Source organism: Parvibaculum lavamentivorans DS-1 (assembly GCF_000017565.1).
In the GTDB taxonomy this organism is placed as follows: Bacteria; Pseudomonadota; Alphaproteobacteria; order Parvibaculales; family Parvibaculaceae; genus Parvibaculum; species Parvibaculum lavamentivorans.
In genome coordinates this window covers 3,895,055-3,914,745 of the sequence record NC_009719.1, presented here as the reverse complement: position 1 = coordinate 3,914,745, position 19,691 = coordinate 3,895,055, and the positions used below count along the sequence as shown (strand labels likewise).

Annotated in this window: 24 protein-coding genes; 16 read left to right on the top strand and 8 right to left on the bottom strand. The window is 63.3% G+C overall.

The features are described from left to right. Positions 1-22: 22 nt before the first annotated feature. The 3 genes from PLAV_RS18570 to mutM form a co-directional block, all read right to left on the bottom strand. Positions 23-799 (bottom strand): enoyl-CoA hydratase, encoded by a 777-nt coding sequence (locus tag PLAV_RS18570; protein WP_012112520.1) that lies wholly within the window; start codon positions 797-799, stop codon positions 23-25. Positions 800-872: 73 nt separating this feature from the next. Further along, entirely contained in the window at positions 873-1,277 is a 405-nt protein-coding gene (locus PLAV_RS18565; protein ID WP_143710254.1) for a hypothetical protein, read from the bottom strand. A 24-nt stretch (positions 1,278-1,301) separates the two neighbouring features. Continuing rightward, complete coding sequence (gene mutM / locus PLAV_RS18560; protein WP_012112518.1) at positions 1,302-2,183, bottom strand: bifunctional DNA-formamidopyrimidine glycosylase/DNA-(apurinic or apyrimidinic site) lyase; 882 nt, start codon at positions 2,181-2,183, stop codon at positions 1,302-1,304. Positions 2,184-2,250: 67 nt separating this feature from the next. Here mutM and ubiE point away from each other — a divergent pair, with 67 nt between their 5' ends. The 6 genes from ubiE to cysK all read left to right on the top strand — a co-directional run bounded on the left by ubiE (position 2,251) and on the right by cysK (position 7,953). Further along, positions 2,251-3,027 (top strand): bifunctional demethylmenaquinone methyltransferase/2-methoxy-6-polyprenyl-1,4-benzoquinol methylase UbiE, encoded by a 777-nt coding sequence (ubiE, locus tag PLAV_RS18555; RefSeq protein ID WP_193343227.1) that lies wholly within the window; start codon positions 2,251-2,253, stop codon positions 3,025-3,027. 1 nt (position 3,028) lies between these two features. Next, on the top strand, positions 3,029-4,633 hold the full coding sequence (ubiB, locus tag PLAV_RS18550; protein ID WP_012112516.1) for a 2-polyprenylphenol 6-hydroxylase: 1,605 nt from the start codon (positions 3,029-3,031) through the stop codon (positions 4,631-4,633). A gap of 140 nt (positions 4,634-4,773) precedes the next feature. Beyond that, on the top strand, positions 4,774-6,018 hold the full coding sequence (coaBC, locus tag PLAV_RS18545; RefSeq protein WP_012112515.1) for a bifunctional phosphopantothenoylcysteine decarboxylase/phosphopantothenate--cysteine ligase CoaBC: 1,245 nt from the start codon (positions 4,774-4,776) through the stop codon (positions 6,016-6,018). Next, positions 6,015-6,482, top strand: coding sequence for a dUTP diphosphatase (dut, locus tag PLAV_RS18540; RefSeq protein ID WP_012112514.1), 468 nt, complete (start codon positions 6,015-6,017; stop codon positions 6,480-6,482). The genes coaBC and dut overlap by 4 nt, the downstream gene beginning before the upstream one ends. A gap of 4 nt (positions 6,483-6,486) precedes the next feature. Further along, positions 6,487-6,936, top strand: a complete 450-nt coding sequence (locus tag PLAV_RS18535; protein ID WP_012112513.1) for an RrF2 family transcriptional regulator — start codon at positions 6,487-6,489, stop codon at positions 6,934-6,936. Positions 6,937-6,993: 57 nt separating this feature from the next. Then, positions 6,994-7,953: a cysteine synthase A gene (gene cysK, locus PLAV_RS18530; RefSeq protein WP_012112512.1), complete on the top strand. Its 960-nt coding sequence runs from the start codon at positions 6,994-6,996 to the stop codon at positions 7,951-7,953. Position 7,954: 1 nt separating this feature from the next. Here the strand turns inward: cysK and PLAV_RS18525 are convergent, their stop codons facing one another. Continuing rightward, positions 7,955-8,449, bottom strand: coding sequence for a winged helix-turn-helix transcriptional regulator (locus PLAV_RS18525; protein WP_012112511.1), 495 nt, complete (start codon positions 8,447-8,449; stop codon positions 7,955-7,957). A 174-nt stretch (positions 8,450-8,623) separates the two neighbouring features. Between PLAV_RS18525 and PLAV_RS18520 the strand changes: the two genes are divergently transcribed. Genes PLAV_RS18520 through PLAV_RS18485 form a run of 8 tightly spaced genes read left to right on the top strand, consistent with a single transcriptional unit; the run spans position 8,624 to position 13,715 of the window. Next, complete coding sequence (locus PLAV_RS18520; RefSeq protein ID WP_012112510.1) at positions 8,624-9,352, top strand: SDR family oxidoreductase; 729 nt, start codon at positions 8,624-8,626, stop codon at positions 9,350-9,352. Positions 9,353-9,372: 20 nt separating this feature from the next. Then, entirely contained in the window at positions 9,373-9,975 is a 603-nt protein-coding gene (locus PLAV_RS18515; RefSeq protein WP_012112509.1) for a 2-hydroxychromene-2-carboxylate isomerase, read from the top strand. 14 nt (positions 9,976-9,989) lie between these two features. Further along, complete coding sequence (locus PLAV_RS18510) at positions 9,990-10,586, top strand: 2-hydroxychromene-2-carboxylate isomerase (protein ID WP_012112508.1); 597 nt, start codon at positions 9,990-9,992, stop codon at positions 10,584-10,586. Between the two features lie 27 nt (positions 10,587-10,613). Next, positions 10,614-11,315, top strand: a complete 702-nt coding sequence (locus PLAV_RS18505; RefSeq protein ID WP_012112507.1) for an SDR family NAD(P)-dependent oxidoreductase — start codon at positions 10,614-10,616, stop codon at positions 11,313-11,315. A 14-nt stretch (positions 11,316-11,329) separates the two neighbouring features. After that, complete coding sequence (locus tag PLAV_RS18500; protein ID WP_012112506.1) at positions 11,330-12,127, top strand: thioesterase family protein; 798 nt, start codon at positions 11,330-11,332, stop codon at positions 12,125-12,127. A 46-nt stretch (positions 12,128-12,173) separates the two neighbouring features. Beyond that, on the top strand, positions 12,174-12,977 hold the full coding sequence (locus tag PLAV_RS18495) for a HesA/MoeB/ThiF family protein (RefSeq protein ID WP_012112505.1): 804 nt from the start codon (positions 12,174-12,176) through the stop codon (positions 12,975-12,977). A 47-nt stretch (positions 12,978-13,024) separates the two neighbouring features. Next, positions 13,025-13,402 (top strand): type II toxin-antitoxin system RelE/ParE family toxin, encoded by a 378-nt coding sequence (locus tag PLAV_RS18490; RefSeq protein WP_012112504.1) that lies wholly within the window; start codon positions 13,025-13,027, stop codon positions 13,400-13,402. Continuing rightward, entirely contained in the window at positions 13,392-13,715 is a 324-nt protein-coding gene (locus PLAV_RS18485) for a helix-turn-helix domain-containing protein (protein WP_012112503.1), read from the top strand. The genes PLAV_RS18490 and PLAV_RS18485 overlap by 11 nt, the downstream gene beginning before the upstream one ends. Positions 13,716-13,871: 156 nt before the next feature. On the opposite strand, the gene PLAV_RS18480 is transcribed toward PLAV_RS18485, so the two are convergent. Next, positions 13,872-14,864, bottom strand: a complete 993-nt coding sequence (locus PLAV_RS18480) for a 2-hydroxyacid dehydrogenase (protein WP_012112502.1) — start codon at positions 14,862-14,864, stop codon at positions 13,872-13,874. 132 nt (positions 14,865-14,996) lie between these two features. Here PLAV_RS18480 and PLAV_RS18475 point away from each other — a divergent pair, with 132 nt between their 5' ends. Both PLAV_RS18475 and PLAV_RS18470 read left to right on the top strand, forming a co-directional pair. After that, positions 14,997-15,596 carry an SH3 domain-containing protein gene (locus PLAV_RS18475; protein ID WP_012112501.1) on the top strand — a complete coding sequence of 200 codons (600 nt, stop codon included), beginning with the start codon at positions 14,997-14,999 and terminating at the stop codon, positions 15,594-15,596. A 1-nt stretch (position 15,597) separates the two neighbouring features. After that, positions 15,598-17,058: a sulfatase family protein gene (locus PLAV_RS18470; RefSeq protein WP_012112500.1), complete on the top strand. Its 1,461-nt coding sequence runs from the start codon at positions 15,598-15,600 to the stop codon at positions 17,056-17,058. A gap of 6 nt (positions 17,059-17,064) precedes the next feature. Here the strand turns inward: PLAV_RS18470 and PLAV_RS18465 are convergent, their stop codons facing one another. The 3 genes from PLAV_RS18465 to PLAV_RS18455 all read right to left on the bottom strand — a co-directional run bounded on the left by PLAV_RS18465 (position 17,065) and on the right by PLAV_RS18455 (position 19,562). Beyond that, positions 17,065-17,649, bottom strand: coding sequence for a DUF3501 family protein (locus tag PLAV_RS18465; protein WP_342612906.1), 585 nt, complete (start codon positions 17,647-17,649; stop codon positions 17,065-17,067). A 26-nt stretch (positions 17,650-17,675) separates the two neighbouring features. Continuing rightward, positions 17,676-19,046: a heterodisulfide reductase-related iron-sulfur binding cluster gene (locus PLAV_RS18460; protein ID WP_012112498.1), complete on the bottom strand. Its 1,371-nt coding sequence runs from the start codon at positions 19,044-19,046 to the stop codon at positions 17,676-17,678. A 93-nt stretch (positions 19,047-19,139) separates the two neighbouring features. Beyond that, the gene (locus tag PLAV_RS18455) at positions 19,140-19,562 is read right to left on the bottom strand and encodes a rubrerythrin family protein (RefSeq protein ID WP_012112497.1); all 423 of its coding nucleotides are present in this window, start codon (positions 19,560-19,562) and stop codon (positions 19,140-19,142) included. Between the last annotated feature and the right edge of the window lie 129 nt (positions 19,563-19,691).

The following is a 19,691-nucleotide window of genomic DNA, read 5'->3' as shown; positions in this document are numbered from 1 at the left end:
AAGCGCGGCCCGGCGGGGTTTTTCAGCGGTGACGGAACTGGGGCTGCCGCTTTTCGACAAAGGCCGCCATGCCCTCGGTCTGATCCTCGGTCGCGAACATGGAATGGAACAGGCGGCGCTCGAAGCGAACACCCTCCGAAAGGGTGGTTTCGTAAGCGCGGTTGACGCTTTCCTTCGTCATCATGGCGATGGGAAGCGACATGTCCGCGACGGTCTGCGCGACCTTCAGCACCTCGTCCATAAGCTCGCCCGCGGGCACGACGCGGCTGACGAGACCGGACCGCTCCGCCTCCGCCGCGTCCATCATGCGGCCGGTGAGGCACATTTCCATCGCCTTCGACTTGCCGACGAAGCGGGTAAGACGCTGGCTGCCGCCGGCGCCCGGCATGACACCGAGCTTGATTTCAGGCTGGCCGAATTTCGCCGTGTCGGCGGCGATGATGAAATCGCACATCATGGCTAGCTCGCAGCCGCCTCCCAGCGCATAACCCGCGACGGCGGCAATGACCGGTTTGCGGCAGCGCGTGGCGCGCTCCCAATTCGCGGTGATGAAGTCTTCCTTGTAGACATCCATATAGGATTTCGGCTGCATCTCCTTGATGTCCGCGCCGGCGGCGAAAGCCTTTGCAGAGCCGGTGATGACGATGCAGTGGATGTCATCATCCGCTTCGTAATCGTCGAGCGCCAAGGTCATTTCATCCATCAGGGCCTTGTTGAGCGCGTTGAGCGCGTCCGGGCGATTGAGCGTTATGACGCCGACCGCGCCTTTCTTTTCGACCAGAAGGTTCTGGTAGGCCATGAGTGTCTCCTTGCATGTATTCTGAATTGCGTTCGGAAATCGGCGGGCGTCTCGCCACGCCGGGACGCCATTCCTATTCGGGTTCTATAGAGAAGCGGACTTCCGTATGCGTTTGCGACACCGGCACGATCTGGATGTCGAGGCGCTCGCCGTCGCGCCGGAACAACAGAAGCTCGCCGATGAGTTCGATTTCCTCGGCACGCGTCCAGCCGAGCTGCGGCAGCGTTTCGATATAGAAGGCGCGCACGGCGGAAGGCGCGACATCGCCCTCGGCGACACTGCGGACGATGCGGCCCGTCGGCTTGTCGAAGACGATGCCGCCATCGCCGGTTTCGGCAAGCCCGTCCATCAGCGGCATATCCTCCACCGCGCCGAGAAAGCCCGAGCCATCGGCCGCGAGGACGAGCGGCGACCAGGCGAGCGCGGCTGCGAGGGTGCAGGCAAAAAATTTCAAGCGGGCCCGGCTCAGCATCATCATCCTTCTCTATTCATGCCGCCCGCCCTATCGCTGGCAGGCGGGGCAATAGAATGTCGATCGCGCCGATTGCACGATGCGCCTCACGGTACCGCCACAGCCCGGCTTTGAACAGGCTTCGCCTTCACGGCCATAAACGGCGAAGGCGTGCTGGAAATAGCCGAGTTCGCCATCGGTCGCCGCATAGTCGCGCAAGGTGGAGCCACCGGCCGCAATCGCGTCCTGCAAGACGGCGCGAATGGCGGCGGTGAGGCGCTCGACGCGGGCGGGGCCTATGGAGGCGGCGGTGCGGAGGGGCGAGATGCCGGCGCGGTAGAGGGCCTCGCAGACGTAGATATTGCCGAGGCCTGCGACGGTCCGCTGATCGAGCAGTGCCGATTTGATGGGTGCGCGGCGGCCCTTCAGCCTTTCGGCGAGGACGAGGGCTGAGAATTCATTGCCGAGGGGTTCGGGACCGAGGGCGGCGAGGTGGCGGCTCGAGGCGAGTTCCGGCTCGGCGACCAGATCCATGAAGCCGAAGCGGCGATGATCCGCATAGACGACGCGCGTGCCGTCCTCCATGTCGAAAACGATGTGGTCATGGGTTTCGCCGCCCGGCATGCCGAGGTGGAAGAGGCCGGGGGCGGAGCTGCCGCTTGGCCCATGCACAGTGAAGCGGCCGGACATGCCGAGATGCATGATGAGCACGTCTTCCGCGCCGCCGGATTTTGCAGGTTCCATATAGACGAGAATGTATTTCGCGCGGCGCTCCAGGCGGATCACGCGGCGTCCTGTCAGCCGCTTCGCGAAAAGTTCCGGCAGTGGGAACCGCAGATCGGGGCGGCGCTGCGTCACATGGACGATGCGGCGGCCTTCAAGCGCGGGGGCGAGGCCGCGGCGCACAGTCTCGACTTCTGGAAGTTCCGGCATGCTGGTTCCGCCTGAGGATGGGGGATGAAAGTAGCGCCCCTTGCGGCGGCGCGCTATGGTCCGCGGCATGAGCGCAGATGCAAAAAAGCAAGGGTCCGGCGAGACCCATTTCGGTTTCCGCACCGTCCGCGAGGAGGAGAAGGCGAAGCTCGTTCACACTGTGTTCGAGCAGGTGGCGAGCCGCTACGACCTGATGAACGATCTCATGTCGGGCGGGCTGCACCGGGCGTGGAAGCAGTCGATGATCGACTGGCTGAACCCGCCGCGCGGGGCACGGCCGTTCCACCTGATCGACGTGGCGGGCGGGACCGGCGACATTGCCTTCCGGTTTCTCGAGCGCGCGGGCGTGGCCTCGCAGGTGACGGTCTGCGACATCAACGAACACATGCTGGGCGTCGGACAAGGCCGCGCGGAAGCGAAGGCATTCGAGGGGCGCATTGAATTCGCCTGCGGCGATGCGGAGCACCTGCCCTTTCCCGACAATTCCTTCGACGCCTATACGATCGCGTTCGGCATCCGCAATGTGACGCATGTCGACCAGGCGCTGCGGGAAGCCTATCGCGTGCTGAAGCCGGGCGGGCGTTTTCTCTGTCTCGAATTCAGCCGCGTCGCCGTGCCGGGCATCGACGACATCTATGAGGCCTATTCATTCGCGGCGATACCGCGCATGGGCAAATGGGTGACGGGCGACGATGCGCCTTACCAATATCTCGTCGAAAGCATTCGCCGCTTTCCAGACCAGGAAACATTCAAGCGCATGATCGGCGAGGCGGGCTTCGGCAATGTGAGCTACCGCAATGTGACGGGCGGCGTCGCCGCGCTCCATTCCGGCTGGCGTCTCTGACATGCTGCGCTCATTCCGCTCTCTCGCAAGGCTGACACGCGCGGCGCGCGTGCTCGGCAGGCATGATGCGCTGGTGCCGCTGGAACTACGGCAGGAAATGCCGGGCATTCTGCTGGCGCTGATGCCGCTTGCCAAGCTGCGGCTGCCCTGGGAACAACCGCTCGAGGAAAAGAGCGCGCATGCGGGCGAGAGGCTTGCAACCGCGCTTGCCGCGCTCGGGCCTGCCTATATCAAGCTCGGACAATTTCTCGCGACGCGGCCTGACGTGATCGGACCGGAGCTTGCCGCCGATCTCAGCTCGCTGCAGGACAAGCTGCCGCCCTTTCCGATGGCGGAAGCGCGGCGGATCATCGAGGAAGGGCTCGGAAAGCCGGTCGATATTTTGTTCAGCTCGTTGAGCACACCTATCGCCGCCGCCTCCATCGCGCAGGTGCATCGTGGACAGACGCCGCCAGACGACGCGCATCCGCAAGGGCGCGACGTCGCGGTGAAGGTGCTGCGGCCCGATGTGGAAGCGCGCTTCGCGGAAGACATAGAAAGCTTCTTCTGGGTGGCGGAGCGGATCGAACGCAGCTATGCGCCGGCACGGCGGCTCAAGCCTGTCGAAATCGTGCAGACACTGGCAGACAGCGTGACCATCGAGATGGATCTTCGCCTCGAAGCGGCGGCGATGTCGGAGATGGCGGAGAATACCGCCAACGATCCTGGCTTCCGCGTGCCTCTCATCGACTGGGAGCGGACCGCGCGGCATGTCGTGACGATGGAATGGATCGAGGGCATACCTGCTTCCGACCGTGCCGCGCTTGTGGCGGCGGGCCACGACATGCGCCGCCTCGGCACGCAGGTGATCCAGTCTTTTCTCATGCATGCCATGCGCGACGGTTTCTTTCACGCGGATATGCACCAGGGCAATCTCTTCGTCGATGCGGAAGGACGGCTTGTCGCTGTCGATTTCGGCATCATGGGCCGCATCGGGCCGAACGAGCGGCGGTTCCTCGCGGAGATTCTCTACGGCATCGTCACCCGCGATTATGCGCGCGTTGCCGAAATTCACTTCGAAGCCGGCTATGTGCCGCGCACGAAAAGTATTCATGCCTTTGCGCAGGCGCTGCGCGCTGTCGCCGAGCCGATTTTCGGACGGCCTTCGCGCGACGTATCGATGGGGAAGCTGCTGGCGCAGCTTTTCCAGGTGACCGAGCAATTCGACATGAAGACGCGGCCGGAACTGCTGTTGCTGCAGAAGACGATGGTTGTGGTGGAAGGCGTGGCGCGGCATTTCGATCCCGATCACAACATCTGGGAAAGTGCGGAGCCTGTTCTGAAGTCCTGGATGATCGAGCGGATGGCGCCGGAAACGCGGATCGAGGAAGCGGCTGCGGGCGCGATGCAGCTTGGCCGAATGATGAGCAACCTGCCCGAAGTGCTGGACCGGGCGGAGCGGACGGCGCGGCTGCTGGCTGAAAATGTGGACGAGGAAGGGGTGCGGATTCATCCCTCCTCCGCCGACGCCATCGCCCGCGCGCGGGAGCGGCAAGGTTATTTGCGGCCCCTGCTCTGGGTGGCCATCGGTGCGGCGGGCGCGCTGCTTCTTGCCAAGCTCTTCTAGATAAAGAGTTTTTTACCCTTATTTCCTTTCTTTCAGCGTCGAACGATTTGATCTACAAATCGTCCGCGTGAATATTTATATTTTCACATGACAGGCGGCAGAATGGTACGCGACGAAATACATCGAGGCGGGAGAGCAAGTTGAGCGAGAGCATCCTGACCGGCAGGCGCGTGCTGCTGATTATCGGCGGCGGCATCGCGGCCTACAAGAGCCTGGAATTGATCCGCAGGCTCAAGGAGCGCGGCGCCAGCGTGCGAGGTGTGATGACGCAGGCGGCGCATGAATTTGTGACGCCGCTTTCGGTGTCGAGCCTGACGGGCGACAAGGTCTATACCGATCTCTTCAGCCTGACCGACGAAGCGGAGATGGGGCACATCGAATTGTCGCGCGACGCGGACCTGCTGGTGGTCGCGCCCGCAACCGCCGACCTGATGGCGAAGATGGCGAATGGCATCGCCAACGATCTCGCGAGCACCGCGCTTCTCGCCACCGACAAGAAAGTGCTGATCGCGCCGGCGATGAATGTGCGGATGTGGACACATCGCGCGACGCAGCGGAACTTCGAAACGCTGCTGGCGGACGGCGTCGATTTCGTCGGACCGAATGAAGGCGACATGGCCTGCGGCGAATACGGGCCCGGACGTATGGCGGAGCCGGCGGAAATTCTCGCGGCCATCGAAGCGCATTTCGCGGAGCTTGCCTATCCCGGCGGCGGACCGCTGAAAGGCAAACGCATTCTCATTACATCGGGGCCGACGCATGAGCCGATCGACCCGGTGCGCTATCTAGCCAATCGCTCTTCCGGCAAGCAGGGCTATGCGATCGCGCAGGCCGCCGCGCGGCTTGGCGCGGAAGTGATACTTGTTTCCGGCCCGACAAACCTGCCCGCACCGCCCGGCGTGACCTTGAAGCGCGTGGAGACGGCGCGCGAAATGCTGAGCGCCTGCGAGGCGTCGCTCCCCGCCGACATTGCGATTTGCGCGGCTGCGGTTGCCGACTGGCGGGTGGCGACAGATGCCGAGCAGAAGCTGAAGAAGCAGCCGGGCGAGGCGGCGCCGGCAATCATGCTGGTCGAGAACCCCGACATTCTGGCGACGCTTTCCCATTTGCAGAAGAACCGCCCTGCCCTCGTTGTCGGCTTTGCCGCCGAAACGGAAAAGGTGATCGAGCACGCGACATCGAAACGGCAACGCAAGGGCTGCGACTGGATCGTCGCGAACGACGTGTCGCCCGCGACCGGCGTGATGGGCGGCGATCTCAACACCGTGCATCTCATCACCGCGAGCGGCAAGGAAGACTGGCCGCTGCTGCCGAAACAGGCCGTGGCCGAACGTCTCGTGCGGCGCATCGCCGATCATTTCTCTCCAGCAAAGGCTGCCGAATGAATCCTCTTATCGACGTGCGCGTGCAGCGCCTGCCGCATTCCGACGGATTGCCGCTGCCGCGCTATGAAACATCCGGCGCGGCGGGAATGGACCTCATAGCGGCGCTGCCCGAGGGTGAGCCGATGGTGCTGGCACCGGGCGAGCGCGCGATGGTGCCGACGGGGCTTGCGATTGCGCTGCCGCAGGGCTTCGAGGCGCAGGTGCGGCCGCGCTCGGGCCTGGCGGCGAAGAACGGCGTTACGGTTCTCAATTCACCGGGCACTGTCGATTGCGATTATCGCGGCGAGGTGAAGGTGATCCTCATCAATCACGGGGCCGATGCCTTCACCATCGAGCGGGGCACGCGCATCGCGCAGATGGTGGTGTCGCCGGTGACACAAGCACGGTTCGAGGAAGTCGAAACGCTGGACGAGACGGCGCGCGGGGCGGGCGGTTTCGGATCGACGGGAACGAAGGGGCGATGAAGGCATGCTGAGGCTCTCCAAAAAAACCTGGCTGGCGCTGGAAGCCGTGGTCGATGTGGCGATCAATGCGCGGCCGGACCCTGTGCAATCGAAAGAGATCACCAAGCGGCAGGGCATTCCGCAGCGCTATCTTGAACAAGTGATGCAGCAGCTGGTGCATGCGGGCATTCTGAAAGGCGTGCGGGGCCCGCGCGGCGGCTACACGCTGGCGCGCGAACGCAGGCGCATTCCGGTGGGAGAAGTGGTGCGTGTGGTCGGCGCGATGGAAGCATCGGACGAGCCGACGGCGACAGCCCCTTCCGAACTCGGCGAGCGCGTGATTGCGCCCTTGTGGCAGGAAGTGCAGCGCGAGTTGATGGCGAAGCTCGACAACATCACAATAGAAGACATGTGCCGGAAAGCGGAAGAAGTCGGCGTCGGCACCTCGAAACCGACCGCCGATTTCATTATCTGATTTCGACTGCTCCCACCGATGATGGAGGGAGCGCCACCAAAGGCCCGGGAGGCCAGCATGACAGACAGCAAGAAGCCCGGTCGCGGACGCGTCTATAACAGCATCACCGAAACGATTGGCGATACGCCGCTGGTGCGGCTCAACCGCATGGCGAAGGAAGCGGGCGTGGTTGCCGATATTCTGCTGAAGCTCGAATTCTTCAATCCGCTTTCGAGCGTGAAGGATCGCATCGGCGTGGCGATGATCGAGGCGCTGGAGAAACAGGGCAAGATCACCGACAATACCGTCATCATCGAGCCGACATCCGGCAACACAGGGATCGCGCTTGCCTTTGTGTGCGCGGCGAAAGGCTATCGCCTCATTCTCTGCATGCCGGAGAGCATGTCTATCGAGCGGCGGAAGATGCTGGCGCTGCTGGGCGCGGAGCTGGAACTGACGCCGAAGGAAAAAGGCATGAAGGGCGCCATCGCGCGCGCCGAAGAGCTGCTGGCGCAGTATCCGAATTCAGTGATGCCGCAACAGTTCGACAATCCGGCGAACCCGGACATTCACCGCAAGACGACGGCGGAAGAAATCTGGAACGATACGGACGGCAAAGTGGATGTCGTGATTTCCGGCATCGGCACGGCAGGCACCTTTACCGGCGTCGGCTCGGTGCTGAAGGCGAAGAAGCCGAGCGTGAAGATGATTGCCATCGAACCGGAAGACAGCCCCGTGCTTTCAGGCGGGCAGCCGGGGCCGCACATGATACAAGGCATCGGCGCGGGCTTTGCGCCGGGCAACCTCGACAAGTCGCTGATCGACGAGATCATCACTGTCGGCAACGAGACGGCATTTGAATATTCGCGCAAGGCCGCGCGGATGGAAGGCATTGCCGGCGGCATTTCTTCGGGTGCGGCGATTGCGGCGGCGCTTGAAGTGGGCGCGCGGCCGGAGATGAAGGGCAAGACGATCGTCGCGATCATCCCTTCCTTTGCCGAACGCTATCTTTCGACGGCGCTGTTCGACGGACTTTGAGCTATTTGCCCTTCGGCGATGCAACGCCGGAGGGCAGCTTTTCGCCCTGTGCGCCGGGGCCGAGTTCCGCCGTGATGTCGCGGGCGCCGAAGGGCTCGCCGCATTCCGAACAGATCTGGACCGCATGCATCGCGTGGCCGCATGATTTGTGGCGGCGGATGATGGGCGCGCCTTCGGGGCCGGACATATAAGCATCGCCCCAATCGAGAAGTGCCTGCAGCGCAGGGTAAAGTGCCAGTCCCTTTTCGGTGAGGCGATATTCCTCGCGGCGCGGACGCTCCTGATACGGAACTTTTTCGAGCACGCCGGCATCGCTCAGTTTCTTCAGACGGTCCGCCAGCACATGACGCGCGATGCCGAGGCGCTGCTCGAATTCCTCGAAGCGGCGGACGCGCAGAAAGCATTCGCGCAGCACGAGAAGCGTCCACCTGTCGCCGACGACCGAGAGCGTCCGGGCGAGCGAACAAGGCTCGCGATCGAGCTCTTCCCAGCGCATGAAATCTCCTTTTCCGGCTCGAAATCTCCCCATCATAGCTTGACAGGTTCTGTTTCGGAACCCATTCTATCATTATAAGTTCAAAAACGGAACTAACGTGACTGTCATCGAACTGTCACAAAACCGTCATGAGCGGATTTTCGATGCCGCCGGACAGTCAGAGGAGGCGGGTGCATGGGCGAGCGGAAAGCGGCAATCGTGATCGGAGCCGGCGATGCGACCGGCGGGGCCATCGCCAGACGATTCGCGAAGGGGGGATATGTCGCCTGCGTGACCAGGCGCTCGGAAGAAAAACTTGTCCCCCTCCTCGACCAGATCAGATCCGAGGGCGGCGAGGCGCGCGGCTTCGGATCGGACGCGCGGAAGGAGGAGGAGGTCGCCGACCTCTTCGCGACGGTGGAGCGCGAGGTGGGGCCCGTCGAGGTGATGGTCTTCAATATCGGCGCCAATGTGAATTTCCCGATCCTCGAAATGACGGAGCGGGTTTACCGCAAGGTCTGGGAGATGGCGGCCTATTCCGGCTTCCTCACCGGACGCGAGGCGGCGCGCGTCATGGTACCGAGGGGCAAGGGGACGATCATCTTTACCGGCGCGACGGCAAGCCTTCGCGGCGGCTCCGGGTTCAGCGCCTTTGCGGGCGCGAAATTCGCGTTGCGCGCGCTCGCCCAGAGCATGGCGCGGGAGCTGGGGCCGAAGGGCATCCATGTCGCGCATCCGATCATCGATGGCGCGATCGACACGGCCTTCATTCGCGACACATTTCCCGAACGCTACAAGCTGAAGGAAGAGGACGGGATCTTGAATCCCGACCACATTGCCGAGATGTATTGGCAGCTCCACATGCAGCCGCGCGACGCCTGGACGCATGAGCTCGACCTCAGGCCCTGGATGGAAACTTTCTGAACACGAAAGAGGGAACGAACATGACGAAGAAGGTGGAATTCCTTTTCGACTTCGGCAGTCCGAATGCCTATCTGGCCGCCAAGGCGTTGCCGGCCATCGAGCAGCGGACGGGGGCGCGGTTTCAGTATGTGCCGGTGCTGCTGGGCGGCATCTTCAAGGCGACGGGGAACGTGTCGCCGGCGATTTCGGAAGCCGGCATCAAGAACAAGCCCGAATACGGAATGCTGGAGATAGAGCGTTTCATCAAGAAGCACGGGCTGACGAAATTCAAGTTCAACGCGCATTTCCCGGTCAACACATTGCAGATCATGCGCGGTGCGATTGCGGCCGAGATGGACGGCGCGCTGCCGAAATATTTCGAGGTTGTGGCCTCGGCGATGTGGGAACAGTCGCTGAAGATGGACGATCCGGAAATCATCAAGGCGACGCTCGACGCGGGCGGCATCGACGGCGCGCATATTCTCGCGCGCATCCAGGAGCCGGATGTGAAGGCAAAGCTCGTCGCCAACACGGAAGATGCGGTCAATCGCGGCGCCTTCGGCATTCCGACCTTCTTTGTCGATGGCGAAATCTATTTCGGCAAGGACCGCTTGCGGGATGTGGAAGAGGCGATTGTCACCTGACCGGAGGATGCGTCATGACCAGGACTGTCGAGTTTTATTTCGATTATCCGAGCCCCTACACCTATCTCGCGCATGAGCAGATGAAATCGCTTGGCGCGCCCGTGGTCTACCGCCCGATGCATATTCTGAGCGTGATGAAGCTCGTTGGAAACATACCTTCGCCCGCCTGCCCACCGAAGGGACGCTATGCCGGGATGGACGCGGCGCGCTGGGCGAAGCGGCTCGGCATTCCGATGGCGACCAATGCGGAATTCTGGACGGCGCTTCTGGCGGGCAAGCTCGACGGGAAACTGCTAACACGCGGCGCGATGGCGGCGCAGGAGCTCGGGCTTGCCGGGGCCTACAATGACGCGATTTTCAATGCGGTCTGGAAGACGCCGCGCGATATCGTGACGGCGGAAGGACGCGACGCCGTGCTGGCCGATGCCGGGATCGCCGGCAAGGGCATTTGGGAAACGGCGGAGACGCCCGAATTCCACGAACGGCTGGAAACCGAAACGAAGGCGGCGGCGGAGCGAGGCGTCTTCGGCACGCCGACCTTCTTCGTCGGCGATGAAATTTTCTTCGGCAATGACCGGCTCGACTTTGTGCGCGAAGCCGCAGCCGCCTGAACGCCCCTTAAACGAGAGGAATGACCCATGGCAAAACCCGTTGCGATGATCACCGGTGTTGGCCCCGGCACCGGATCGGCGCTGGCACGGCGCTTTGCGGCAGGCGGCTATGCCGTCGCGATGCTCGCGCGCGACAAGGAGCGGCTTGCGGCACTGGAAGCGGAATTGCCGGACGCGAAGGCTTTCGTCTGCGATGTGTCGAAGGAAGAGGAGATCGCGGCGGCCGTGAAGCAAGTGAGGGAGACCATGGGTGCGCCCGAGGTCTTCATTCACAATGCGGTGGGCGGCACATGGGGCAGCTTCCTTGAAATCGACCCGAAAGACCTCAATGGGAACTTTCAGGTCAATACGATGGCGCTTCTTCATTTCGCCCGCGCGCTGGCCCCCTCCATGATCGAAGCGGGCAAGGGCACAATTATCGCAACGGGCAACACCTCGGCCCACCGCGGCAAGGCCTTCTTCGCCGGCTTCGCACCGACCAAGGCGGCGCAGCGCATTCTCGCGGAAGCCATGGCGCGCGATCTCGGGCCGAAGGGCGTTCATGTCGCCTATGTCACCATCGATGCTGTGATCGACGTGCCGTGGACGCGGGAACGCTACAAGGATGCGCCCGACGATTTCTTCATCAAGCCCTCGGCAATTGCCGACGAGACATGGCATGTTGCGCATCAGGACAAGTCGGCCTGGTCGTTCAATGTCGAGATCCGGCCCTATCGTGAAATCTGGTGAGTGAGACCTGAGCGATGAATGCACCGACGAGAGAGCTGAACCCCGTATTCCGGCGCGATGGCGAGGTGTGGGCCGCGCGGCCGGAAGCGCAAGGCCCCTTTGGCGGCATGCATGGCGGCGCGGTGGCGGCGCTCGCCGTGGGCGAGATGGAAGCGATGGCGGGGCCGCGCGGGCTTGGCGGGCTCGTCTCGGCCAATCTCTATCTGCTGAGGCCGCTGCCGCGCGAGGGGATTTCGAGCAAGGTGAGCGCGGTGCGCGAGGGCGGACGGATTGCCGTGTTCGAGAACGAGCTATGGGCGGATGGAAAATTGCAGGCAAAGGCGAGTGCCTGCTTCCAGAAGCCTGTGACCATAGACGGGCTGCCGGGAGCGCCAACCGAAGTGCTGTTCGAGCCGGAGGGTTTTTCCCGATGGGAGCGGCCGCCGGGCTTCAACAATTCGGGCAAGGATCACGGCTTTCTCGATCTGGTCGATATTCGCGACACGACACATGAAGACGGAACGCGGGCGAAGTGGTTTCGGCTGAAGCATCCGTTCCACGATGTACCGACGCCTTTTTCGAATGCGATGGCGGTGGCGGATGTGTCGACGCTTTTCACGGTGACGGATGCGGGCGCGCGGCCGAGCGCAAGCGGCTGGCCGAATGCCGATCTTTCCTTTCATCTGTCGCGGGTGCCAATCGACGAATGGATCGGCGTGGCGCAGCGCGGCTCGTGGCATGGCGACGGACGCGGCATGACGGAGTCCGAGATTTTCGACGTTCATGGACGGATCGGGCGGTCATGCCAGAGCGTGGTGCTGCTGCCGCTTTGAAGATCGCCCTCCCCCGAGGGAAGGGGGACGTGGTAAGACTGGGCCCATGAAACTCAGCGACGACCAACTGGAACGCTATGCGCGGCACATCGTGCTGAAGGAGATCGGCGGGCCCGGCCAGCAGAAACTCCTGAAGGCGCGGGTGCTCATCATCGGCGCGGGCGGGCTTGGGAGCCCTTGCCTCATGTATCTCGCGGCAGCGGGCGCCGGCACTATCGGCATCATCGACAATGACACCGTGTCGCTTTCCAATTTGCAGCGGCAGATCGCGCATGGGACGGGCGATCTCGGCCGGGCGAAGACGGAGAGCGCGGGCGATGCGGCGCGACGCATCAACCCGGATGTGAAGATCGTTCAGCACAAGGAGCGGCTGACGGGCGCCAATGCGCTGGAGATCGTTTCGCAATACGACATTGTTGCGGATGGCTGCGATAATTTTGCGACGCGGTTTCTGGTGAACGATGCCTGCTACTTCGCGAAGGTGCCGCTGGTCTCTGCCGCTGTCGGTCAGTTCGAGGGACAGGTGGCGACGTTCCGCGCCTTCGAACGCGACGGCGAGGGCAAGCCGAAGCCGAATTACCGCGACTTCGTGGGCGCGACGCCGCCGCCCGGCTCTGTCCCCACCTGCGAGGAGGCGGGGGTGCTTGGCGCGCTGACGGGCGTTGTCGGGTCGCTGCAGGCGCTCGAAGTCATCAAGGAGATTACCGGCGCGGGGGAGAGCCTTGCGGGGAAGCTGCTGATCTATGACGCGCTCGACACACGGTTCCGCACCGTGAAGCTCAAATGGGACCCGAAGAACGCGCTGACGGGGGAGAGCCCGACGATCACGGATTTGAGCGGGCACGCCTGAGAGCGACACTGGACATGTATGCTACTTAGTAGTACAGTCCGCTTCGCATGAAAATCTATCTGGCCAAGACCTTTGCACGCTGGGCCCGCAAGGAGCGGCTGGCGAAAGAGGATTTGTGCCGGGCCGCTCGCGAGATCGGAGACGGACTGGTCGATGCCCGGCTGGGTGGCCTGCTGGTCAAGAAGCGCATCGCGCGGACCGGCGGTGGCAAGAGCGGCGGATACCGGACCATCGTCATGTTTCGCGCCGGCGAGAGGATGGTGTTTCTTTACGGCTTTCCGAAGAACGCCCAGAGCAACCTTTCGCCACGAGAGCTGGAAGCCTATCTGGCACTGGCGAAAATCTTCGACGGGTTTTCGGAAAAGGACATGGCGCGTCTCGGCGCCGAGAAAGAATTGACGGAGGTTGTTTGCGATGAGTGCTAGACGCCGCCCGAGTACGGACGCCCTCAAGGCCGCGCACGAAACGGCGGAGGGACTTTTCCGGAGGGGCCTGATCGACAAGACGACGATGAGCGGCTTCGATGTGCTTTGCCTCGAGCCGGTGCGCGACCTGTCTCCGCGAAAGATCAAATCTCTCAGGGAACGGCACAAGGTCAGTCAGCCGGTGTTCGCCGCTTATCTGAATGTCAGCGCCGCAACCGTGAAGGCATGGGAGCAGGGCGCGAAGAAGCCCGCCGGGCCGTCGCTGAAGCTGCTCAACCTGATCGAGCGGAAGGGGCTCGACGCGGTGGCTTGAGCCATGTGACGATTTGGCCGTTTGGGAGGGACCGCCGTTGCGGCACTCTTCTCGAAGAACCGACTGCACCTGTAAAACATGAAATGCCCATGGATCCCGGCTTTCGCCGGGATGACACTTCTGTTTTTTGTCAGTACAGGGAATAGATTCGAGCGCTTACATGATCGCGGGGATGACGCGGTCGGGGGGGCGGTGGCCGTCCATGAAGGTCTTGATGTTGACGATGACCTTGCCGCCCATTTCGACGCGGCCTTCGATGGTGGCGGAGCCCATGTGGGGGAGCGAGACGACGTTGGGGAGTTTCAGCAGGCGCGGGTTCACCGTCGGCTCATGCTCGAAGACGTCGAGGCCGGCGCCGGCGAGCTCGCCGGCTTCCAGCGCGCGGATGAGCGCGTTCTCGTCGATGATTTCGCCGCGCGCGGTGTTGACGATATAGGCTTCCGGTTTCAGCAGTTTCAGGCGGCGCGTGTCGAGCAGGTGGAAGGTCTGCGGCGTCAGCGGGCAATTGACCGAGACGATATCGACCTTGGGCAGCATGTCGTCGAGATTTTCCCAGAAACGCGCTTCGAGCTCCTGCTCGATGACGGCGTTGGCGGGCTTTCTGTTGTGGTAGTGGATTTCGAGGCCGAAGGGTTTGGCGCGGCGCGCCACCGCCTGGCCGATGCGGCCCATGCCGATGATGCCGAGGCGCTTGCCGGTGAGCCGGCGGCCGAGCATCCAGGTGGGCGACCAGCCGGGCCATTGGCCTTCATGCTCGCGGAGATAGCGGGAGCCTTCGGCGAGGCGGCGCGGCACGGCCAGCAGCAGGCCCATGGTCATGTCGGCGGTGTCTTCCGTCAGCACGCCCGGCGTGTTGGTGACGGTGATGCCGCGGCGGCGGGCCGTCTCGACGTCGATATTGTCGACGCCGGTGCCGAACTGGGCGATGAGGCGGAGATTTTCGCCGGCCTGGGAGAGGAGGCGGGCATCTATCCGGTCCGTCACGGTGGGGACCAGGACATCGGCCTCGCGGATCGCAGCCGCAAGCTCGGCCGCGGAAAAGGGGTGATCATCGCCGTTCAGCCGGACATCGAACAGCTCGCCCATCCGCGCCTCGATGGGCGCAGGCAATTTGCGGGTGACGATGACGAGCGGTTTTTTGGCGGTCATGAGGTACTCCGGCTAAGCTCCGGCTGCGATGGCTCTTATTAGCAGGTTTTATCCGTTTGTTTGCCCCATTTTCTGGCAAAATCCGGTGAGTCGCGCGGATGGGGGCATCAGCAGACGGAAACGACGGGATAGATGCCGGAGCGGAAAAGGACCATAGGTAAAAAAACCGGGCGCGGGCTCGCCGCAGGCGGGGCGCTGCTCGTCGCGCTTGGCTGCCTGACAGGCATGGCACAGGCGAGCGACAGAATTGCGACGGCGGCGCTGGAGGAGCGGGAGCCGCTTGTGCGGACGCCGGGGACGGCGACGGGGCTGCCGGTGCCGCGCTATGTGAGCCTCAAATCCGGCCGCGCCAATGTGCGCCGGGGGCCGGGGACGGATTTTCCCATCGACTGGGTTTACCGGAAATCCGGCATGCCACTGGAGGTGATCGCGGAATCGAACAACTGGCGGCGCATCCGCGACCATGAAGGCGATGGCGGCTGGATCTGGCACACGATGCTGGCGGGCGAGCGCAGCGCGATCGTCGATGCGCAGGCGGCGGATGGCGGGCCGGTGGCGCTTTACAAGGAGCCGGACCGGCAATCCGCGGTGATGGCCTATGCGGAGCGGGGACTTGTGGCGCGGGTGACGAGCTGCACGGGGAACTGGTGCCACCTTGAGGCCGGCGGCGCGGAAGGCTGGGTGGCGCAGAGCGCGCTCTGGGGCGTCTATCCCGGCGAGCGGTTCGAGTGAGATGAAGTTCATCTATATCGACATCGACACGCTGCGCGCCGACCATCTCGGCTGTTACGGCTATCACCGCAACACGAGCCCGCATATCGACCGGCTGGCGGCGCGGGGCCTGCGCTTCGAAAATGTCCACGCCTCCGACACGCCCTGCCTGCCGAGCCGGACGGCGCTGCTGACAGGCCGCTTCGGCATTCACAATGGCGTCGTCAATCATGGCGGGGCCGATGCCGATCCCGTGATCGGCGGCGCGGACAGGGCCTTCTGGTCGCAGTTTCATCTGCACAGTTTTCCCGCGCAACTGAAACGCGCCGGGCTCAAAACCGTCAGCGTCAGTTCCTTCGCGCATCGCCATTCGGCCTTTCACTGGCATGCGGGCTTCGACGAAACCTACAATGTCGGCAAGTTCGGGCTGGAGACGGCGGATGAAGTGTTCGCCATCGCATCGCGGTGGCTGGAAGCGAATGGACGGAACGGCGACTGGTTTCTGCATGTGCATATGTGGGACCCGCATACGCCCTATCGCGCCGCGCCGGACTATGGCGAGCCTTTCGCGGAGACGCCGCTGCCCGGCTGGCTGACCGAGGAGAAGCGGGCGCGGGACTGGCAGGGCTGCGGACCGCACAGCGCGCAGGAATGTTCGGGCTTTGCGCCGAACCCGAAAGCGGCGCAGGCCTTTCCGCGCCAGCCGCAACAGATTCCCGACATGGCGGCGGTGCGCGCGATGTTCGACGGCTACGACACAGGCGTTCTCGTTGCCGACGAATATGTCGGGCGCATCGTTGCGCTGCTGGGCGAACTCGGCATCGAAGAGGAAGTCGCGATCATGATTTCGTCGGATCATGGCGAGACGCTGGGGGAACTCAATGTCTATGGCGACCACCAGACCGTCGACCAGCACACCACCCGCGTGCCGCTTGTTCTCGTCTGGCCGGGACTTGAGGGCGGCAAGACCCTTTCCGCCTTCCACTACCAGATCGACGTGACGGCGACGCTGCTCGAGCTTCTCGGCCGCAAGGTGCCGGAGAGCTGGGACGGCGTTTCATTCGCGGGCAGCCTGAGGGCGGGCGAGGACAAGGGCCGGGATCACCTCATCGTTTCGCAAGGCGCGTGGACCTGCCAGCGCGGCGTACGCTTCGACAAGTGGATCCTGATTTCGACGATGCATGACGGCTATCATCTCTATGACGAGGCGATGCTGTTCAACCTCGAAGACGACCCGCATGAGGAGAGGAACCTGGCGGAGGCGCAGCCCGAAATCGCGGCGCGCGGATTTCACCTGCTCTCCGCCTGGCACGAGGACATGATGAAAGATGCGGCGCGGGGGCGCGACCCGCTGGCGAATGTGGTGGCCGAGGGCGGGCCCTATCATGTGCGCGGCGCGCTGCCCGCCTATCTCGAACGGCTGCGCGCGACCGGCCGCGCGGCAATGGCCGAGAGGCTCAGCGCGAAATATCCGGCGGGCTGACAGGCTTCAGGCGAAGTCCATCGCGAGCGCCTCTTTCACCGCGGGCGGGAGGACGGCCATGTGGTGGTAGTTCTCATGCGCGATGACGGCGAGGACCTGGGTGGCGGGATCCCGGAATTTCGCGATCTGGCCGGGCGTGAAGCGGAAATGGACGAAGTGGACGGATGACGTCTTGCCGTCGGCTTTCGTGCGCTCGACGTCGGTTTCGGCTTCGCCCGGAACCTTCTCGCCGCCGACATCGATGAAAAGATGTTTTTCGACCCAGGTGATGGAGCGCAGGAAGCGGTCGCGGCGGACCTCGTCATTGATCTCGAACATGATGGTGGCGACGAGTTCGCTGCCTTGCGGGATCAGCGGGTTGTAGGCGCGCAGTTCATCCTCGAGCTGCTCTGCGCCGCCTTTTTCGATGTGCAGCATTTCCTGGATCTGCTGGAACATCGTGTCGTAATTCTCGAAATAGAAAGTGGCGTGGGGCCCGACTTCGACGCGGCGGTTCTTCTTCAGCGCGGTGATCGCGGTGCGGCGCTCTTTCCGCTCCTTCGCGTAGGTTTCGTAGGGGAGAATGTCGGCGGGGGTGATTTCTTTTTTCATTGCAGTCATCTCATGAGCCTTTCGGATCAGATAAGCCCCCAGGCGCGCGCCATGATCTCGATCGGATGGCTCGCCTGCGGCAATTGCGGCTCGCCCATGGTTTCGATTTCGTGGGTGAGATGCTTGGCGGCGAGCGGGCAATCGGAGGTTACATATTTGTTGCCGGTTTTCGCGACATTGCGCGACGCGGTCTTGCCGACCTTCATGGCGACATCGAAGGTTTCCTTCATGACGCCGAAAGTTCCTCCGTGGCCGGAGCATCGCTCGACGACATCGAGCTTGAGCTCGGGGATGAGGCGCATCATCTCGGCCGATTTCGCGCCCATGTTCTGCGCGCGGGCATGGCAGGCGAGATGGGCGGTGACGCCACCCTCGACCGGGCGGAGGCCGGCGGCGAGACCCTCCTTCTTCGCGATGTCGACGACATATTCGTCGATGTCGCGGGTGGCGGCGGAGAGGCGCATCACGTCTTCGTTTTCGGGCAGGATGAGCGGCCATTCGAATTTGAACATCAGGCCGCAGGAAGCGGTGAGCGTGATGATGTCGTAGCCCTTGTCGATCCAGGCGCACATGTCCTTCGCGACCTTCTCCGCCTGGGCGGCAACTTTTTCGATGTTGCCCTGTTCGAGGAAGGGCATGCCGCAGCAGCCGGGATAGGCGACTTCGGTCTCGACGCCATTATGCGCGAGGACAAGGCGTGCGGCTTCGCCGACGCCCGGATTATTGTAGTTGACGAAGCAGGTGGCGAAGAGGACGGCCTTGCGGCCGCTCGCGGGCGCGGGCTTCGGCGCGGACAGGCCTTCCTTGTCCTGCTTCTTCGCGCGCATGGTGAATGTTTGCCCGTGAAATTTCGGCAGCTCGGCGCGGCGGTCGATGCCCGCGACGGCTTCGAGGACGGGGCGCGTCAGCTTGTTCGCGCGGGAGGAGCCCCAATTCGCAAGCGGGGCGACGGGCTGGGCGAGCTTGCCGTTGCGGTCCGTCTGCGCGAGCTGCGCCTGCACGAAGGGGAAGCCTTGCTTCTCTTTTCCTTCCGCCGCGCGGTAGCGCAACATCAGATGCGGGAAGTCGAGATTGAATTCATGCGGCGGCACATAGGGGCACTTCGTCATGTAGCACATGTCGCAGAGCGTGCAGGCCTCGACGACGGGACCGAAGTCGGATGACTTCACCTCGTCGAGTTCGCCGGTCGGGCTCTCGTCGATCAGATCGAAGAGGCGAGGGAAACTGTCGCAGAGATTGAAGCAGCGGCGGCAGCCGTGGCAGATGTCGAAGATGCGGCGCATTTCGGCATCGATCTTTTCGGCGTCGTAGAAGTCCGGGTTGCGCCACTCGATCGGATGACGGATCGGGGCTTCGGTGCTTCCCTCTTTCGGGCTGCCTTCTGTCGGGCTGCTCATTGGCTGCAAATCTCCGGGCGGGTGACGGGACGGAAATGCGCGGCCGGAGAGGCGAACCTCTCCGGCTATGCGATATTTGCGGCTGCAGCGATATTAGCTGCCGAGGCTGTCCAGCGCCTTCTGGAAACGTCCGGCATGGCTCTTTTCGGCCTTGGCGAGCGTTTCAAACCAGTCGGCGATTTCGTCGAAGCCCTCATCGCGCGCGGTGCGCGCCATGCCCGGATACATGTCGGTGTATTCGTGGGTTTCGCCCGCGATGGCGGCCTTGAGGTTCTTGTCGGTGGCGCCGATGGGCTCGCCCGTCGCCGGATCGCCGACTTCCTCGAGGAATTCGAGATGGCCATGCGCATGGCCCGTCTCGCCTTCGGCGGTCGAACGGAACACGGCGGCGACATCGTTGAAGCCTTCGACGTCGGCCTTCTGCGCGAAATAGAGATAGCGGCGGTTGGCCTGGCTTTCGCCGGCGAACGCTTCTTTGAGATTTTCCCAGGTCTTGGAACCGGAAAGCGATGCCATGATGTTGCTCCTCACCTTGTGCGTTTGACGATCACTAGAAACCGGGCCCGGCGCCTGCCCTGAGGCGCCCAAGGCCGCGCGCCGGCGAGGCTGAAAAGCCCTTCCGGCGCTTCCCGCCACCCTTTGGGA

Bases quoted from the DNA above. Each gene is read 5' to 3' on its own strand.
- PLAV_RS18515 (WP_012112509.1), top strand. From the start codon at position 9,373: ATGACGAAGAAGGTGGAATTCCTTTTCGACTTCGGCAGTCCGAATGCC.
- ubiB (WP_012112516.1), top strand. From the start codon at position 3,029: ATGCTGCGCTCATTCCGCTCTCTCGCAAGGCTGACACGCGCGGCGCGC.
- mutM (WP_012112518.1), bottom strand. From the start codon at position 2,183: ATGCCGGAACTTCCAGAAGTCGAGACTGTGCGCCGCGGCCTCGCCCCC.
- PLAV_RS18510 (WP_012112508.1), top strand. From the start codon at position 9,990: ATGACCAGGACTGTCGAGTTTTATTTCGATTATCCGAGCCCCTACACC.
- PLAV_RS18470 (WP_012112500.1), top strand. From the start codon at position 15,598: ATGAAGTTCATCTATATCGACATCGACACGCTGCGCGCCGACCATCTC.
- PLAV_RS18525 (WP_012112511.1), bottom strand. From the start codon at position 8,449: ATGCGCTGGGAAGAGCTCGATCGCGAGCCTTGTTCGCTCGCCCGGACG.
- PLAV_RS18505 (WP_012112507.1), top strand. From the start codon at position 10,614: ATGGCAAAACCCGTTGCGATGATCACCGGTGTTGGCCCCGGCACCGGA.
- PLAV_RS18535 (WP_012112513.1), top strand. From the start codon at position 6,487: ATGCTGAGGCTCTCCAAAAAAACCTGGCTGGCGCTGGAAGCCGTGGTC.
- PLAV_RS18465 (WP_342612906.1), bottom strand. From the start codon at position 17,649: ATGAAAAAAGAAATCACCCCCGCCGACATTCTCCCCTACGAAACCTAC.
- PLAV_RS18460 (WP_012112498.1), bottom strand. From the start codon at position 19,046: ATGAGCAGCCCGACAGAAGGCAGCCCGAAAGAGGGAAGCACCGAAGCC.
- PLAV_RS18495 (WP_012112505.1), top strand. From the start codon at position 12,174: ATGAAACTCAGCGACGACCAACTGGAACGCTATGCGCGGCACATCGTG.
- PLAV_RS18565 (WP_143710254.1), bottom strand. From the start codon at position 1,277: ATGATGATGCTGAGCCGGGCCCGCTTGAAATTTTTTGCCTGCACCCTC.
- PLAV_RS18490 (WP_012112504.1), top strand. From the start codon at position 13,025: ATGAAAATCTATCTGGCCAAGACCTTTGCACGCTGGGCCCGCAAGGAG.
- PLAV_RS18485 (WP_012112503.1), top strand. From the start codon at position 13,392: ATGAGTGCTAGACGCCGCCCGAGTACGGACGCCCTCAAGGCCGCGCAC.
- PLAV_RS18480 (WP_012112502.1), bottom strand. From the start codon at position 14,864: ATGACCGCCAAAAAACCGCTCGTCATCGTCACCCGCAAATTGCCTGCG.
- PLAV_RS18455 (WP_012112497.1), bottom strand. From the start codon at position 19,562: ATGGCATCGCTTTCCGGTTCCAAGACCTGGGAAAATCTCAAAGAAGCG.
- PLAV_RS18500 (WP_012112506.1), top strand. From the start codon at position 11,330: ATGAATGCACCGACGAGAGAGCTGAACCCCGTATTCCGGCGCGATGGC.
- PLAV_RS18475 (WP_012112501.1), top strand. From the start codon at position 14,997: ATGCCGGAGCGGAAAAGGACCATAGGTAAAAAAACCGGGCGCGGGCTC.
- ubiE (WP_193343227.1), top strand. From the start codon at position 2,251: ATGAGCGCAGATGCAAAAAAGCAAGGGTCCGGCGAGACCCATTTCGGT.
- PLAV_RS18570 (WP_012112520.1), bottom strand. From the start codon at position 799: ATGGCCTACCAGAACCTTCTGGTCGAAAAGAAAGGCGCGGTCGGCGTC.
- dut (WP_012112514.1), top strand. From the start codon at position 6,015: ATGAATCCTCTTATCGACGTGCGCGTGCAGCGCCTGCCGCATTCCGAC.
- PLAV_RS18520 (WP_012112510.1), top strand. From the start codon at position 8,624: ATGGGCGAGCGGAAAGCGGCAATCGTGATCGGAGCCGGCGATGCGACC.
- cysK (WP_012112512.1), top strand. From the start codon at position 6,994: ATGACAGACAGCAAGAAGCCCGGTCGCGGACGCGTCTATAACAGCATC.